This is a genomic window from Corynebacterium sp. KPL2734 (assembly GCF_040225595.1).
Taxonomy (GTDB): Bacteria; Actinomycetota; Actinomycetes; order Mycobacteriales; family Mycobacteriaceae; genus Corynebacterium; species Corynebacterium rhinophilum.
Map to the genome: position 1 here is coordinate 26386 of NZ_JBEHFO010000016.1, position 15480 is coordinate 41865.

A 15480-nucleotide genomic window follows, 5' to 3' on the forward strand; every position below is an offset into this window, starting at 1 on the left:
GGCTTGAGTTCTAGGATTGACAGTGCGAGCTTGCTCGATGCCCGACCTATCGTCCAGACCACCACCAAAGTAGAAACTCCTGCTTGGTATGCCATCGCTTCCCGCATTTCGTCGGCAGCGTGGCCTAACCGATTAGCGGCTAGGGTGGAGGAATGCTTTTTGATTCGCTGCCGCGGCCGAATGCGTACGTCGCGCCGGGCGTGGGGCACGTGCCGGGATGGGTGGGCATCGGCAAGCAAAAGGCCCTGGTAGAAGAGACTCGGGAGATTGCTCGCGCGTATGCGCATACACCGATGGCGATGGTGCAGCCGCGGCTGAAATCGGGCGGGCAGATGAGCGTATTTCAGCTGCATCTTGGCAGGTATTGGCATTATCCCAGCTACCGGTATGTGGACAATATGGAAGGCACGGTGGTGCCGCCGGTGCCGGAGAGCCTGCGGGAATTGGCTCCGGCGGCGCTGCGGGAGGCGGCCCAGGTTGCCCCGGAGCTTGAACCATGGGTGGATAACTTCGTGCCGGAGATGGCGCTGGTGAATTATTATCCGCCCGGCTCGGCGATGGGCATGCATGTGGATGACTCTGAGGAATCGCCCGCACCCGTGATTTCGCTTTCGATTGGGGATGAGGCCCTTTTTCGCATAGGCCATACCGAAAATCGCACCAAGCCCTGGGACGATGTGACCTTGTGCTCGGGTGATTTGGTGGTCTTTGGCGGGCCGAAGCGCTTTGCCTACCACGGCGTGGTGCGGGTAAACGATGGCACGCTGCCGGAGTGTTGCGGGCTGCAGGAAGGCAGAATCAACATCACCATCAGACAAGTTTCGGCGAGCGCGGTAGGCTAGGGCGCGTTACATAAAGGTTGAAGGAAAGAGGTTTTCTTATGTCCCGAATTGGCATCATCATCGGCTCCACCCGCGATAAGGCGGCAGGCCAAGCAGTAGGCGAGTGGGTCAACGACCTCGCCCAAGGCCGCGAGAACGGCGTGGAGTACCAGCTGTTGGAGCTCAAGAAGTTCAATATCCCCATCCTCACCAGCGAGGTTGTTCCGGGTGCGGCGAATAAGCAGTACGATGACGCCAACGTGCAGGAGTGGTCCAAGGCCGTCGATGCCTGCGATGGCTTTGTCTTCGTGACCCCGGAGTACAACCACTCCGTACCTGGTCCGTTCAAGAATGCCTATGATTCGCTCGGCGCGGAATGGGCCGGCAAGCCGGTAGCCTTCGTGGGCTATGGCTCTGTCGGTGGCGTGCGTGCGGTCGAGGCATGGCGCAATGTGGTGGCTAACTTCTCCATGCCACAGCTGCGCAACCAGCTGGACTTTAATATCTTCACCGATTGGAACGATGGCGAATTCCGCCCTAGCGATGACTCCTACGAGCGCGCAAACTCCCTGCTTTCTGAGCTCGAGGACGCACTCCAGTAGAAAAGCCCTGCACCGTGCCGCGCGCTGCGTAGCATGGGGTGCATGACTGAAAAGAAAGTAGCAGTAGTAACCGGCGCCTCTTCTGGCATTGGGGAGGCCACCGCGCGTTCTTTGGCCAAGGACGGCTGGCACGTCGTCGTGGGAGCGCGCCGGACAGACCGCCTGCAGCAGCTTGCCAATGAAATCGGTGGCGAGGCCTACGAACTTGACGTTACGTCCGATGTCTCCGTCTCCAAGTTCGTCTCCCACCTCGAGCGTGTAGACCTCTTGGTCAATAACGCCGGCGGTGCCAAGGGCCTAGAGCCGCTGGTTGATACCTCCATCGATGACTGGCAGTGGATGTATGAGACCAATGTGCTCGGCACCGTGCGCATGATTCAGGCACTCATGCCCAAGCTAGAGCGGGTGCCGGATCTGTCCGGGTTGATTATTAACGTCGGTTCCATTGCTGGCTGGACCGTGTACGAAGGCGGTTCCGGCTATAACACCGCTAAGCACGGCGTGCGCGTGATTTCCCGCGCGCTGCGGCTAGAAAACCACGATGTGCGCGTTACCGAGATTGATCCTGGTCGCGTGGCCACGGACTTTTCCTTGGTGCGCTTTAAGGGCGATGAAAAGCGCGCGGCCGCGGTTTACGATGGCCAGCTCAACCTCGTGGCAGAGGATATTGCTGAGGCCATCCGCTGGGTTGCCGCCCAACCGGCCCACGTCAACGTGGATACGATGACCATTAAGCCGCGCACGCAAAGCTAAGGCCCCGCGGGGCTCTTAAAAAGAGCGGCGACGGGGCGGGGCCTAGGCTTTATCTTCCTGCTTGAGCCTTATTGCAGACCGAACTGATCCCATGCGGCAGGGGCCAGGTTCTGGTACACGTGCTTGTGTTCCTGGTACTCGGCTAGGCCGGTTGGGCCTAGCTCGCGTCCATTGCCGGACTGCTTGTAGCCGCCCCATTCCGCCTGCGGCAGGTACGGGTGGAAATCGTTGATCCAAATGGTGCCGTGGCGCAGGGCGCGGGCAACGCGCTCGGCGCGGCCGGCATCGGAGGTGTACACCGCGCCGGCCAGGCCATACTCGGTATCGTTTGCGATCTCGATGGCCTCTTCTTCGGTGGTGAAGGTTTCGATGGTCACGGTCGGACCGAAGGCCTCGTCGTGGACGCAGTCCATCTCGCGGGTAGCGCCATCGATAATCGTGGGTAGGTAGTACACGCCCTGGCCCAGATCCGTGGTGCCGGTGCCGTGCTGGCCATTGGTGTCTTCGCTGGTGGCGGCGCGGCCGCCGGTGAGGATCTTGGCGCCTTGCTCGCGGGCCTTGTCCACGTAGGCCGCCACCTTCTCGCGGTGCTCAGCGGAGATGAGCGGGCCGGTCTCGGCCTTGTCATCGGTGGGTCCACCGATCTTGATCTTCTCGGCGCGCTCGACCAGTGCGGCAACGAACTTATCGTGCAGGGACTCTTCCACCACGATGCGCGAGCCGGCGGAGCAGACCTGGCCGGAGTGGAAGAAGGCGCCATTGAGCGCATTATCCACGGCGACGTCGAAGTTGGCATCAGCAAAGATAACGTTCGGGTTCTTGCCGCCGAGCTCTAGCGCCGTGCGCTTGACGGTTTCGGCCGCGTTCTTTGCAATCAGCTTGCCGGTAACGAGGCCGCCGGTGAAGGAGACCATGTCCACGTCGGGGTGCTGGGAGAGTGGATTGCCGCAGTTAGCGCCGGCGCCGGTGATGAGATTGCCCACGCCATCTGGCAGGCCGCATTCCTTCAGCGCAGCCATGAGCAGCATGGCGGTGTGCGGGGTCAGCTCCGCCTGCTTGAGCACGAAGGTATTGCCGGCAGCAAGGGCCGGGCCTACCTTCCAGGACACCTGCAGCAGCGGGTAATTCCACGGGGTAATCAGGCCGCAGACGCCCACCGGCTCGGCATCGATGCGTGAGCGCAGGTTGGGATCTTGCGGGTCGACCACGCGGCCAGCTTGGTGCTGGGCCAAGGTGCCAAAGTACTCGAAAGCATTGGCAATATCGTCCATATCGCCCAGGGATTCCTCGTAGCGCTTGCCGGTATCCGCGGATTCGGCTTGAGCGAAAAGTTCCTTGTGCTCACGGATGAAATCCGCCAGGCGGATGACGATCTTGCCGCGCTCGGCGGACGGCGTTGCGGCCCACTCGCCCTTATCGAATGTTTCACGTGCAACCTCGATGGCGCGCAGGGTATCTGCCTCGGATGCCTCGGAGACGACGCCGACGGTGGAGCCATCGGCAGGGCAGACAATGGTGCGGGTCTCGCCATCCTGGGCGGCCTCCCACTGGCCGTTGATGAAGAGCGACTTCGGGGCATCACCGGAGTGCACGCCCTGGAGCAATTCGGTGGTGGTGGGATCGAACAAGGTGTTCTGGGTGCTCAAAGTGCAAGCAACCTTTCTCTAATTGAGGCGGTATCGCCCGCCAGTTTAACTATCTTCGCGCCAGGTGCGTTCCGGCTCGGCGCCATCGGAGACATCGGAATCGCCCGGCTGGCTTTGCTGCATGTAGAGGAAAGCCAGGTGGCGCTCGTACAGGTCCAGCACGTTATTGATGACCTGGTTTTCGGAGTAGCCGTAAACGTCATAGCCCAGCGAACCGGTCATGTCGTAGACCTCGAGGCGGTAGTACTCGCCGTCGCCCTCGCAGAAGTCCGGGCGCTCCGCGGAAACCGGGAAGAGCTGGTAGCGGAATTGGCGCTCGTTGTGCAGCCGGACCTCGAGATCGAGCTGGGGCAGTTCGGCATCGGGAAGCTCACTGGTGAGCAAGATGGCGTCATAGCCGCGGGTGCGCATTTGCGTGGCCACCTGCTCGAGGGCGTAGGCGGCAGTTCCCCGCAGGTAGTCATCCATGTCCTGCTTGGTGGGGAAGGAATTGGCTCGGTCCAGGCGGTTCTTCCACAGGTTGGCATCGCTCGGTTCGCGCTCGGTGCGGCTGCTGATGGCACTGTGCAATGCGGTTTTACGGGCCTCGCGCTGGAGGATTTCCAGGCGCAGCGACTTCCAGAGAGAGAACATGATGAGGTAGACCACGAACGCGAAGGGCAGGCCCATGACCACGGTTGCGGACTGCACGGTGGCAATGCCATCGAGCTGCAGCAATGCCAGGGTGAGCGCGCCGACGGTAATGGACCAGAAGATGCGCAGCCACCGGGCGCCATCTTGCCGGTTATCCGTGATGCGGGAGGTGAAGTTGGACATGACCAGCGCACCGGAGTCCGCCGAGGTGATATACAGCAGCAGGCCGATGAAGGTGGTCAGGAAGATGACGATGGCGGAGCCAGGGAATTCCTGGAGCATGTCGTAGAAACCCTGCTCCGGAACGTTAATGGCGTTTTCCGCAAACTCCGGATAATCACCAGAGCGCACCATGTCCAGGGCGGTATTTCCAAAGAAGGACATCCACATCAGGATGAACAGGAAGGGGAAGGTCAGCGTGCCCAGGATGAACTGGCGCAGCGTGCGGCCGCGGGAAATGCGGGCCAGGAATAGGCCGACGAAGGTTGCCCAGGCAATCCACCAGGCCCAGAAGAAGAGGGTCCAAGACTGCATCCAGGTATCCACGCTGGCTTGGTCCTCAGCAAAGGCGAAGGTCTCTAGCGTCCAGGAAGGGAACTTGGAGACGTAATCACCGATATTGGTGACGATGGCATCGAAGAGGTAGGCGGTCTTGCCAAAGACCACGACGTAGACCATCAGCGCGATGGCCAGGTACACGTTGAGCTCAGAGAGGAAGCGAATGCCCTTATCCACGCCGGATACGGCCGATAGCGTCGCAATGACCACCGCGACAATGATGAGTGCGGATTGCAGCCCCAGCCCCTGCTCGATGCCAAAGATGAGGTGGAAGCCGTAGGACAGCTGCACCACGCCGATGCCCAGGGACGCGGTAACGCCGAAGACGGTGCCCAGCATGGCGGCAATGTCCACCGCCGAACCAATGGGTCCGTGCACGCGCTTGCCGATGAGCGGGTACAGCGCCGAGCGAATAGCCAACGGCATATTCAGGCGGTAGGCGAAGTAACCAAAGGCCATGCCCATCAGCGCATAGAGTGCCCAGCCGGTAAGCCCGTAGTGGAACATGGCATAGACCACGGCCTCTTTGGCGGCCTCCATGGTTTCACCATCGCCCAACGGCGGATCCATGTACATCGTGACCGGCTCGGCCACCGCGAAGAACATGAGGTCCACGCCGATGCCGGCGGCAAAGAGCATGGATACCCACGAGAAGGTATTGAATTTGGGCCGGGAGTGGTCCGGGCCCATGCGGATGCTGCCGGTATTGGAAAAGGCGATGTAGAGGACGAAGACCACGGCGATGGTGGCGGTCAGGACGTAGAACCATCCCAGGTTCGTGCCGATCCATCCGGTGACGCTGGCGAGGGTATTCGCCGCGGATTCTTGCCCGAAGCCCGCATACAGGGCCATGGCGATAATCAGCACACCGGAAATGATAAAGACCGGCCAATTGGGTTTGGGCGCAGCCACCTCGTCTGCGCCGACATCATCGCCGGTTTCGGCCTTATAGCTGCCGACGATGGCGCGTACTTGGTTGCGCGGTTTATGACCCTTGTCCCCAGCCGGGTGCGTCTCCCCAGGGGAGTGAGCGAGAGAGGTGTCGGAATCCCCTGTGCGGGACTCTTCATGGTCGTGCGGACCACGGTTAGCCATCTACTTCTCCTAGTCTTGATCGATTAAGTGCCGAATCTTTCGCAAGAGTGCCCCACAGTCCCCCGAAAAGAGGGGTGAGAGATAGGTTGGTGGCATAAATCATATGCGAGCAATCTATGCGTAAAGACCCCGGATTTCATCTACTCAGATGCATACCCGAACACCGTAAATATACATTAATCTGGGAAAACGTCCACCAGGTGTGTATTCTGGGGTCGCCATTGTGCATAAATGAAAGCGGAAAAGCGCAGATTTTTTGCGCACCATACAATGGATCTGCCGTAAATACGGTGAGAACTACGCGTGAGATGGCTCACAGAAGGAAGGGGATTTATGGGTATTGTGGACAAGTTGACTAAGAAGCGCTCGACAAAAAGGGCCACGGATGAAGTCAGCGATGTGGTCGTCGTCGGCGGCGGCTCCGCTGGCTCCGTCATCGCTGCTCGTCTGACCGAGGACAAAGACACCCGCGTGCTCGTTCTTGAGGCCGGCCGTCCGGATTCCCTGTGGGACCTATTCATCCACATGCCTTCCGGTTTCTCTTTCCCCATCGGGGCTAAAAACTATGACTGGATGTATGAATCCGATCCGGAACCGGAAATGAATGGTCGCCGCATCTACCACGCCCGTGGCAAGGTGCTTGGCGGTTCCTCTTCCATCAACGGCATGATCTATCAGCGCGGCAACCCCATGGACTACGAAAAGTGGGGCCAGAACCCAGGCATGGATAACTGGGACTTTGCCCACTGCTTGCCGTATTTCAACCGCATGGAAACCACCGCTGCCGCAGAAGACGATGATCCGCGCCGCGGTCATGATGGCCCGCTCTACCTGTCCCGCGGTCCGGCTACCTCGCAGCTTTTCCAGGCGCTATTCAAGTCGGTACAAGAAGCAGGCTATAACTTGACCAATGACGTCAACGGTTACCGCCAGGAAGGTTTTGCCCCCTTCGATCGCAATATCAAGCACGGCAAGCGCTGGTCCGCTGCCCGCGCCTACCTGTACCCCAACCAGGACCGCGACAACCTTGAGGTGCGTACCCGCGCATTTACCACCAAGATCCTCTTTGAGGGCACCAAGGCAGTGGGCGTGGAATACGAGTGGCAGGGTGGTACCCACCGCGTCTTCGCAGACAAGATCGTCTTGTCCGCCGGTGCCATCAATACCCCGCAGCTCCTAGAGGTCTCTGGCGTGGGTGACCGTGAGATCTTGGAAAAGCACGGTATCGATGTGGTCAAGCACCTGCCAGGTGTGGGTGAGAACCTGCAGGACCACCTCGAGGTCTACATCCAGTACGAGACCACCAAGTCCACCGCTTCCTCCCAGCCCTACCTGGATAAGTGGCGTTGGCCATTCATGGGCTTGCAGTGGCTGCTGACGAAGAAGGGCCCAGTGGCTACCTCGCACTTTGAGGGCGGCGGTTTCGTGCGCTCCAACGAGGATGAGGCCTACCCGAACTTGATGTTCCACTTCCTGCCCATGGCGGTGCGCTATGACGGCCAAAAGGCTGACGTTAAGCACGGCTTCCAGTGGCACGTTGGCCCGATGTTCTCCGATACCAAGGGCCACGTCCACATCAAGAGCTCCGATATCCGGCAAAAGCCCTCCATCCTCTTTAATTACCTGCGCACCGAGCAGGACCGCCGCGAATGGGTAGAAGCCGTCCGCGTCGCCCGCTCCTTGCTGGATACCAAGGCAATGGAGGAAGTTGGCGCCCGAGAGTTCAGCCCGGGCCCAGAGGTCCAGAGCGATGAGGAAATCTTGGAGTGGGTCCGCAATGACGGCGAGACCGCACTGCACCCATCCTGCACCGCCAAGATGGGCGATGAGTCCGATCCTATGGCCGTGGTTAACCCAGACACCATGGGTGTATGGGGCGTCGAAGGCCTCTACATTGCGGATGCCTCCGTCTTCCCGTCCGTGACCAACGGCAATATCTACGCCCCAACCATGATGGTGGGCGAGAAGGCTGCCGACCTCATCGCCGGCCGTACCCCGCTGGAGCCAAACCACGCTGAGTGGTACAAGGCCAAGCAGGATATGCCGCTCTACGCTGAGGGCGAAGCAGTCCGCGATCACAAGCACTCCATCCAGGGCGCTGACCACTAAGCACCCTCCCGCCGGATGGCTGTAGCGCCGCGTTCCCTTTTCCTGGGGGCGCGGCGCTTTTGCTTGCCGACGTCCCCCCTTCCCACCGCGCACCCCTACGCCTGACCAGAACCATGATTTAATCGCCTCGCAAGGAACCAGGTCCACTGTAATGGGCCGCCAGAGTAAAGGAGGGCATTGATGCTCAGCATTATCGCTCTAGTCATTAGTATCGTTTTCGCCGTTGCCGTTATTAAAAAGCTCGATGACATCGATGCGCACTTAAAGGAACTACTCGCCTCGCGCGAAGATGGCGAAACACCGCGTTAATCGTGCGGGTGGCTAAGGAGATAGTGAACGAATTTCGAATTAACCAACTGCAAAAGGCCCATACCGACCGTGAAATGGAATTTTCCTGCGATGTAGCTTGAAGGGCTATGGCTTCGTAGATCAAAGTGGTTTCCAAGCAGCAGTGCCAGTACTTTGTACGCGGGGTAGCCAACACCGCCGACTTCAAGTAAGTATCATTCCCGGATACCAGCGAAAAGAGTTAGTCATTTGGCTATTAGAAAGCTTCGCTACGTGTGGTTCGACCCGTACGCAATGTCCGTGAGTGTCTAGCCCTTGATGGAGAACCTGGTGTCAGTGTCGCTGGCCGCACCTACGCCGCCGTCATGTCCGCCGACACCCTGTTCATCACCATCCCCACAGGGGTGGGTGTGGACATCCACGTGAAGATTCTGGAGAACTTCGCCGCCCACGCCCCCCCGCGTTGGGTTGGCAGCCGAACCGCGAAGGACCAGTCATCGGCTATCCCATCGACTAATTCTTGCAGGTGGCGGGACTTTCGCGTGACTGTTAGTTCACCCCATTTTAAATAGTTCATCGCATACTGTATAATTCAGCGCATGCTGACTATTGCTTCGCGCCTCGACGTCATGAACCGGCTCGGCCGGGCCATGGCTGATCCGACGCGCTCCCGAATCCTGCTAACCCTACTAGACGGTCCGAGCTACCCGGCCGTGCTCGCGCAAAGCTTGGATCTGACCCGCTCGAACGTCTCGAACCACCTATCCTGCCTGCGCGATTGTGGCATTGTCGTAGCTGAGCCGGAGGGCCGCAAGACCCGCTACGAAATCGCCGATCCCCACCTCGCGGCAGCGCTCGAAGCGCTGGTCCACGCGACGCTGGCCGTCGACGAGAATGCCCCCTGTATCGACACTGAGTGCTCGGTGCCCGACTGCGGCGAGAAAGGAAAGAACGCATGAGTTCAGCATGTGGATGCGAACACGAAACCGGCACGGAGATTGACGAGCTCGATCGGCCATGGTGGAAGGACCCTGAGCTACTGCTGCCGATCTTCTCCGGCGTAGCCCTCATAACAGGACTGGCGCTGGACTGGTCCGACTTGGAGACGCCCGCGACGGTACTGTATTGGGTTGGCCTGCTGTTGGGCGCTTACACGTTCGCGCCTGGAGCGATCCGAAACCTTGTCACGAAGCGCAAGCTCGGCATTGGCTTGCTAATGACGATCAGCGCGGTCGGCGCGGTGATCCTCGGATTCGTCGGAGAGGCCGCGGCGCTAGCGTTCCTGTACTCGATCGCCGAGGCACTGGAAGACAAGGCGATGGACCGGGCCCAAGGCGGACTGCGGGCACTGTTGAAGCTGGTACCGCAGACCGCGACGGTGCTGCGCGACGGCACAGCGGCCGAGGTCGCAGCGAAGGACCTCGAGGTTGGCGAGCTAATGCTCGTGCGCCCCGGGGAGCGGATCGCCACGGACGGCATCATTCGGTCCGGGCGCTCCAGCCTTGACACCTCAGCGATCACCGGAGAATCCATTCCGGAGGAGGTTGCGCCCGGCGACGAAGTGCCTGCGGGAGCGATCAACTCCGCCGGGGTGCTGGAGGTCGAGACGACCGCAGCTGGAACGGACAACTCGCTGACCACACTCGTGGACCTAGTCGAGCAAGCGCAGGCGGAAAAGGGCGACCGCGCCCGGATCGCCGACCGGATTGCCCAACCCCTAGTGCCCGGGGTGATGATCCTGGCGGTGCTGGTCGGCGTTATCGGCTCGCTGCTGGGCGACCCTGAGACGTGGATCACCCGTGCGCTGGTAGTCCTGGTCGCAGCGTCGCCGTGCGCGCTGGCAATCTCCGTGCCGCTGACGGTCGTGGCCGCGATCGGCGCGGCCAGCCAGTTCGGAGTGGTCATCAAGTCCGGCGCGGCGTTCGAGCGGCTCGGCGGCATCCGTCACCTGGCAGTGGACAAAACCGGAACCCTTACCCGCAACCAGCCTGAGGTTACCGGAGTGGTCCCGGCAGACGGATTCGATCGGCCGCAGGTGCTTTCCTTCGCGGCAGCAGTTGAGCAGCAATCGACACACCCCCTCGCCGCAGCGATCGCGGCAGCGGGGCCCGAAGCGCCCACCGCCTCGGACATCAGCGAGGAAGCTGGGCATGGCATCGGCGGCACCGTCGAAGGCCGACGGGTGCTGGTGGGCAGCCCCCGATGGATCGACGCCGGGCCACTGAAAGCAGACGTTGAGCGCATGGAGTCCGAGGGCCAGACCTGCGTCCTGGTCACCGTCGATGACGCTCTCGCCGGGGCGATCGGGGTCCGTGATGAGTTGCGGCCCGAGGTGCCCGAAGCCGTGCAGGCCCTGCACGCCAACGATGTGGAAGTAAGCATGCTCACCGGCGACAACACTCGCACCGCCCGGGCGCTGGCTGGAATCGCCGGAATCGACGACGTGCGCGCCGAGCTGCGCCCTGAGGACAAGGCAAGCATCGTCGCTGAATTCTCCTCCAAGACGCCGACGGCGATGATCGGCGACGGCATCAATGACGCGCCGGCACTGGCGGGTGCGACGGTGGGCATAGCGATGGGAGCGACCGGCTCTGACGCCGCGATCGAGTCTGCTGACGTCGCCTTCACCGGCCACGACCTCCGGCTAATCCCGAAGGCGCTGCAGCACGCCCGCCGAGGAAGCCGGATCATCAACCAGAACATCGTGCTGTCTCTGGCCATCATCATCGTGTTGATGCCACTGGCGATCAGCGGCGTGCTGGGTCTGGCCGCCGTCGTGTTGGTTCACGAGGTCGCCGAAGTGATCGTGATCTTGAACGGCCTGCGGGCTGCGCAAGCGAAGCGCTGAGGCTGTGACCGGCAAGTCTCATAGGGGTTAAACCACACGCCGAGCGGACACACCTTGGGCCAGGCACGTCATTCGAGTTCACGGTCCGTCTCCGTGGAATTGGGATCGTACCCGGTGGCCTGTCCGTTCTCGGTGCGTGTGGGCACGGGGGCTGTGGGCGAGCCACCACCCGGCACGTGCCCCAGCCGGTCAAGGGCCCCGAGCGCTTGGCGTCTCCAGTGCAGATCGTGGAAGGATCGAACTTGCTCAGGGACCAAGCGTCACTGCGAGACTCTTTTCGTCCCGCAACTTGAATAGTTCAGCGGCCTTGATACCACGGACATCCATTCGGAGTGCTGCCGAGTCTCATCGACACAGCCCGCGACTACCTGGGCAGTGTGTTTGACAAAGGACCCCACCCTCATCAGCGTTGCCGAGCCCTCGCCGTTCCAGTTGCCGTAACTGACTAGATGCAGATTCTTCACCGCGGTTTCGCGGCCGCGCATGAGGTGGCGGAATAGACCGAGAGCCGAACGAAAACCAGCGCACCAGATCAGATGGTCGTGCTCACTCAAGCTATCGAAGATGGGGGATGTCCCCGAGGTTCGGGCCGGAATCGCCGCCGAGAATCCGGCGGCGGCCGCGTCGGCGAACGAACAGACCGCGCTTCAACCTACCCCCAATAACGCGAAGCGTCATCAACGCCCCGCGTTACACGTTTAATTTGAACTCGACCACGTTTCAGTACAGGGTAACCTCCTAATCGATAGGTAGCGCTTCCGCCGCAGTCGCCCCGGCAGCTGCGGGGGCAGGAGCGTAAACCGTCTTCAAGCTCTACCCGTGACTGCCAGCTCGTGGGCCCATTTGAGACTCGCGTGTAATGGACGTTCCTGAAGTATCTATGTAAACCTTTGTACTCTAGAGCTATGTTTCGAATGCCGTTTCGGCGCGGTGGACGACGGACCACCGAGGGCCATCCGCACGACGCGACCACGCTCGCCAGCTCACCCGAACCTAACCCAGATCACGCATGGAAGACACTCGCATTGGTGAACGAGTGGATTCGCCACTCAGATGCGAAGGCCAGCGTGACACTTGCCTTCACCGGGGTGATGGCAACAATGACATACAACCTCGCAAAGGACGTTACTTCCCGGACTGTATTGTTCGACACTCTCGTTGGGTTGACCTGCTTGTTGCTTTTTATTACCGGCGCTTGGTGCGGATGGACACTGACACCGAGAGTCAAGGACAAGGATGCAGATCGAGACGCGATCAACAGACTGTTTTTTGGAAGCATCGATCGAAATTTCAGGGGCAAGAGGCATGAGTACAGCGAGGTGCTCCATGTACTGACCTCTAACCCTGTTGAGCTGACGAAAGATCTCGCTGACCAGATACATGTCAATGCTCGGATTGCCACGGTAAAAGCATCCGCCGCAAAGTGGGCCATCCGGTACGCTCTCGCTGCAGGAGCCGCTATCGCAGTCCTGTCCCTCGTTGTCGGTATCACGAACAGTTAGGACGCAAATGGACGGCAACTATAGACCGTATGACTGGAAGGCCAGCTCGGCACGGATCCAAGCGATCCTGGACCAGCCGGCAGGAGCGTATGAGGAGGTAGACGGACTCCCTGACCGAGACAAGCTCACGTTCTCTAACGGCTTCTACGGCATGTGCTCGGCGATCTTCATTGACATCCGAGATTCGTCCGGCCTGACATCGAAGCACAAGAGACCCGTTCTTGCGAAGATCTACCGGTCGTTTATCTCGGAAATGGTCGCAGTCCTAAACTCCAACTCTAATGTGCGCGAGGTCAATATCGTCGGCGACTGCGTGTGGGCCTCCTACAAGACGACGCAGGTCAACCACATCGACGATGTGTTCGCTACAGCAGCGCAGGCCAATACCCTCCTAGACCTCCTCAACCACCACTACGAGAAAGCAGGGATCACCCAGCTCAGCATCGGCATAGGCGTTGAGTACGGGCGGGTCCTCATGATCAAGGCGGGTTATAGCGGCAGCACGATCAACGACGTCGTATACATGGGCGACGTCGTCAACAGGGCAGCCCATCTAGCGCACCTAGCGGGGCGCGGTTGGGGATCGAGCCCGGTTGTCGTCGGAGGCGTCTTCTACTCGAACCTGAACGATCACAACCAAGGCCTACTCCGGCCGCAGGGGATGCCCGGCATCGGAACCGTGTACCAGGGAAATCCCATCATCCCGCAGATGGACGAGTGGATCAGCTCCCTCAGTTGACATCTCCCGTCAGACAGACCACCAGAACGTCGACCCATAGATCCGATAGCCCATGTCGGAGGTCCCCAGGTCAGTCCACATGTTCTGCTTCGGGTTACCCCCTAGCTTCGAGGTCTCATTCAGCCTGTTGTAGACGTCGGCGGTGATGTAGGTCGGGTAGCGAGGATCGAGCGCAGCCAGCTTCGCCGCATTGTTTGCTGCGTTCCCAACCCACACCAAGTCATTGCTGCCTCGGATGCCTGTTCGGGCGACGAAAAGCTTCGAGGTATCGATGCCGACCCGCTGCTTGAGCACGAAGGTGCTCTTCGGGTACTTCTCAGCGATTTTCGCTGCCACGATATTCTTCGACGCCCAGTTGATCTGGAGCCCACACTTCGCGGCAGCGGTGTTCTTCGAGTCCCCGATGAACACACCCATGACACGGTCCCCATCGTAGGCCGTGATGATACCACCCCGCGCTCGAATGATCTTAGCTGCACAATAGAGATAGCTCTTGTAGACCTCCGCAGCGAACCAGTCCTTGTACCCCTTGACCATCTTCGTCGACGACGCAAGATCCGCGTAGAGGACAGTTGCGTCGAGCTCGACAGCAAGGTTCTTCAGCGGAAGGTCATCGGCGTCGGGCACCTTCTGGCCTGCGCGACGTTCCCACTGTTCGTCGACGGTCTTCTGGACGTACTCCTCCAGGTCATCTTTCAGACTCATGCCGAGGCTCCTCCCCACGATCGCTCTAACCGTTTGCTCATTCAGCTTACCCATTGCGCGGTGTCAAGGGGTTGCTGCAATAGGTCTGCTCGCGACCTTTCACATACACCAGAGGTTATATGACGAAACAGAACTCCACGGAGGGGCGAAAGAAGACAAGATCGCTCCCCGTTACGAAGAGCTAGCACCGCAGAAGTTGCGCTCAAGTCTGATTCGGACTCATTCTCACAGTCAGTCGCGGGGCGAAAACCAACTCAGCGCGGTCCCGACTGCAACTAAAACTGGTCCTGCCGAAACTAAATACCATCTTCTAACCGCTGGCGAAGCACGACTTCCTCTTCATCGCTGAGCCCAGTGAGTCTTTCCCCCTGATGTTCTTCTTCGAATCGCAGCGCATCCGCCAATGTTTCTTTCAACGGGCGAATCCGCAGGCCAGCTTCGTAGGCTGCGGCGCAATCGAGTAGCGCGATGTTGCGAAACTGTTCACCTGGTACCCACAACGGCAACGATTTTGGGCCCATCCACGGGGTTACATCATTAGCGAGAAGCAGTTCATCAGAGCAAGGTCGTTCCGTAGCCTCCGATGCGGTTAACTCACGCGAAATCTTGAACACATCGGACAAGGAAGTAGCAAACCCCGTAGCGTTAAAGGTTCCGAAAGTCCCAACTTCTGCAGACTCAACTATCCAGCCTGCAAGGTCTTTCACATCAATCATAGCGACGGGAAACGCCAGGTCTGGGACGATCACGTTCTCACCCGTGGGATGCGCGAAGCGCCACGGATAGTAACCACTGCGCCCTGTTTCGTCGCCGTAGCCGGCGATCAGACCGGGTCGAACTACCATTACCGACCGATTTGTGCTGCGATAAATAGTTTCGCAAGCAGACTTTGCGGCTGGGTACTGCCCCATGTTCTCCATGTAGTCAATTTCAAGCGGAGCGACTACGGAATCAGACTCAGAAGAAAATACTTCCCTGATTCTCATATACTGAAGTGTCCCAGGTTTTGTTCCGTTTGAGTAGATGGGAAAATCTGGAACGTGCCGAGAAAATTTGACCAGGATGCAAAGGATCGTGTGGTCCGTCTCGTGGAAGATCGCATCGTGGCGGAAAATATGTCGATGCACCCCGCGTGCCAGGCAGTAGCTCCAAAGTTGGGGGTTTCATGGCACACGGCTCGT

At 59.8% G+C, this 15480-nt stretch carries 13 protein-coding genes and 1 pseudogene; 10 read left to right on the forward strand and 4 right to left on the reverse strand.

All coding sequences use genetic code 11. The features are described 5' to 3' along the window. The first annotated feature begins 152 nt into the window (after positions 1–152). The 3 genes from ABRP88_RS09440 to ABRP88_RS09450 are packed head-to-tail and all read left to right on the forward strand — an operon-like array spanning position 153 to position 2176. Positions 153–842: an alpha-ketoglutarate-dependent dioxygenase AlkB family protein gene (locus ABRP88_RS09440; RefSeq protein WP_349837049.1), complete on the forward strand. Its 690-nt coding sequence runs from the start codon at positions 153–155 to the stop codon at positions 840–842. Between the two features lie 38 nt (positions 843–880). After that, entirely contained in the window at positions 881–1423 is a 543-nt protein-coding gene (locus tag ABRP88_RS09445) for an NADPH-dependent FMN reductase (protein WP_349837050.1), read from the forward strand. 33 nt (positions 1424–1456) lie between these two features. After that, positions 1457–2176: an SDR family oxidoreductase gene (locus tag ABRP88_RS09450; RefSeq protein ID WP_349837051.1), complete on the forward strand. Its 720-nt coding sequence runs from the start codon at positions 1457–1459 to the stop codon at positions 2174–2176. 68 nt (positions 2177–2244) lie between these two features. Here ABRP88_RS09450 and ABRP88_RS09455 read toward each other — a convergent pair whose 3' ends face one another. Further along, entirely contained in the window at positions 2245–3822 is a 1578-nt protein-coding gene (locus ABRP88_RS09455; RefSeq protein ID WP_349837052.1) for an aldehyde dehydrogenase family protein, read from the reverse strand. Positions 3823–3867: 45 nt separating this feature from the next. Beyond that, entirely contained in the window at positions 3868–6108 is a 2241-nt protein-coding gene (gene betT, locus ABRP88_RS09460; protein ID WP_349837053.1) for a choline BCCT transporter BetT, read from the reverse strand. 333 nt (positions 6109–6441) lie between these two features. Here betT and betA point away from each other — a divergent pair, with 333 nt between their 5' ends. The 6 genes from betA to ABRP88_RS09495 all read left to right on the forward strand — a co-directional run bounded on the left by betA (position 6442) and on the right by ABRP88_RS09495 (position 13594). Then, positions 6442–8217 carry a choline dehydrogenase gene (gene betA / locus ABRP88_RS09465; protein ID WP_284630626.1) on the forward strand — a complete coding sequence of 592 codons (1776 nt, stop codon included), beginning with the start codon at positions 6442–6444 and terminating at the stop codon, positions 8215–8217. A 180-nt stretch (positions 8218–8397) separates the two neighbouring features. Further along, on the forward strand, positions 8398–8526 hold the full coding sequence (locus ABRP88_RS09470) for a hypothetical protein (RefSeq protein ID WP_005276220.1): 129 nt from the start codon (positions 8398–8400) through the stop codon (positions 8524–8526). Between the two features lie 578 nt (positions 8527–9104). Continuing rightward, positions 9105–9464: a Cd(II)/Pb(II)-sensing metalloregulatory transcriptional regulator CmtR gene (gene cmtR / locus ABRP88_RS09480; RefSeq protein ID WP_005276226.1), complete on the forward strand. Its 360-nt coding sequence runs from the start codon at positions 9105–9107 to the stop codon at positions 9462–9464. Beyond that, entirely contained in the window at positions 9461–11353 is a 1893-nt protein-coding gene (locus ABRP88_RS09485; RefSeq protein ID WP_349837054.1) for a heavy metal translocating P-type ATPase, read from the forward strand. The genes cmtR and ABRP88_RS09485 overlap by 4 nt, the downstream gene beginning before the upstream one ends. A 914-nt stretch (positions 11354–12267) precedes the next feature. After that, complete coding sequence (locus tag ABRP88_RS09490) at positions 12268–12855, forward strand: Pycsar system effector family protein (protein WP_474898658.1); 588 nt, start codon at positions 12268–12270, stop codon at positions 12853–12855. Positions 12856–13006: 151 nt separating this feature from the next. Further along, entirely contained in the window at positions 13007–13594 is a 588-nt protein-coding gene (locus tag ABRP88_RS09495) for an adenylate/guanylate cyclase domain-containing protein (protein ID WP_237792314.1), read from the forward strand. 9 nt (positions 13595–13603) lie between these two features. Here the strand turns inward: ABRP88_RS09495 and ABRP88_RS09500 are convergent, their stop codons facing one another. Both ABRP88_RS09500 and ABRP88_RS09505 read right to left on the reverse strand, forming a co-directional pair. Beyond that, positions 13604–14299 carry an adenylate/guanylate cyclase domain-containing protein gene (locus ABRP88_RS09500; RefSeq protein WP_035108229.1) on the reverse strand — a complete coding sequence of 232 codons (696 nt, stop codon included), beginning with the start codon at positions 14297–14299 and terminating at the stop codon, positions 13604–13606. A 296-nt stretch (positions 14300–14595) separates the two neighbouring features. Continuing rightward, positions 14596–15285, reverse strand: a complete 690-nt coding sequence (locus ABRP88_RS09505; protein ID WP_237792276.1) for a Rossmann-fold NAD(P)-binding domain-containing protein — start codon at positions 15283–15285, stop codon at positions 14596–14598. A gap of 8 nt (positions 15286–15293) precedes the next feature. On the opposite strand from ABRP88_RS09505, the pseudogene ABRP88_RS09510 reads away from it, so the two are divergent. Beyond that, positions 15294–15480: pseudogene (locus tag ABRP88_RS09510) on the forward strand (hypothetical protein); the annotation flags it as partial.

Excerpts from the sequence above, each read along its gene's own strand:
- ABRP88_RS09440 (WP_349837049.1), top strand. The coding sequence starts at position 153 with ATGCTTTTTGATTCGCTGCCGCGGCCGAATGCGTACGTCGCGCCGGGC.
- ABRP88_RS09445 (WP_349837050.1), top strand. The coding sequence starts at position 881 with ATGTCCCGAATTGGCATCATCATCGGCTCCACCCGCGATAAGGCGGCA.
- ABRP88_RS09450 (WP_349837051.1), top strand. The coding sequence starts at position 1,457 with ATGGGGTGCATGACTGAAAAGAAAGTAGCAGTAGTAACCGGCGCCTCT.
- betT (WP_349837053.1), bottom strand. The coding sequence starts at position 6,108 with ATGGCTAACCGTGGTCCGCACGACCATGAAGAGTCCCGCACAGGGGAT.
- betA (WP_284630626.1), top strand. The coding sequence starts at position 6,442 with ATGGGTATTGTGGACAAGTTGACTAAGAAGCGCTCGACAAAAAGGGCC.
- ABRP88_RS09470 (WP_005276220.1), top strand. The coding sequence starts at position 8,398 with ATGCTCAGCATTATCGCTCTAGTCATTAGTATCGTTTTCGCCGTTGCC.
- cmtR (WP_005276226.1), top strand. The coding sequence starts at position 9,105 with ATGCTGACTATTGCTTCGCGCCTCGACGTCATGAACCGGCTCGGCCGG.
- ABRP88_RS09485 (WP_349837054.1), top strand. The coding sequence starts at position 9,461 with ATGAGTTCAGCATGTGGATGCGAACACGAAACCGGCACGGAGATTGAC.
- ABRP88_RS09490 (WP_474898658.1), top strand. The coding sequence starts at position 12,268 with ATGCCGTTTCGGCGCGGTGGACGACGGACCACCGAGGGCCATCCGCAC.
- ABRP88_RS09495 (WP_237792314.1), top strand. The coding sequence starts at position 13,007 with ATGTGCTCGGCGATCTTCATTGACATCCGAGATTCGTCCGGCCTGACA.
- ABRP88_RS09500 (WP_035108229.1), bottom strand. The coding sequence starts at position 14,299 with ATGAGTCTGAAAGATGACCTGGAGGAGTACGTCCAGAAGACCGTCGAC.
- ABRP88_RS09505 (WP_237792276.1), bottom strand. The coding sequence starts at position 15,285 with ATGAGAATCAGGGAAGTATTTTCTTCTGAGTCTGATTCCGTAGTCGCT.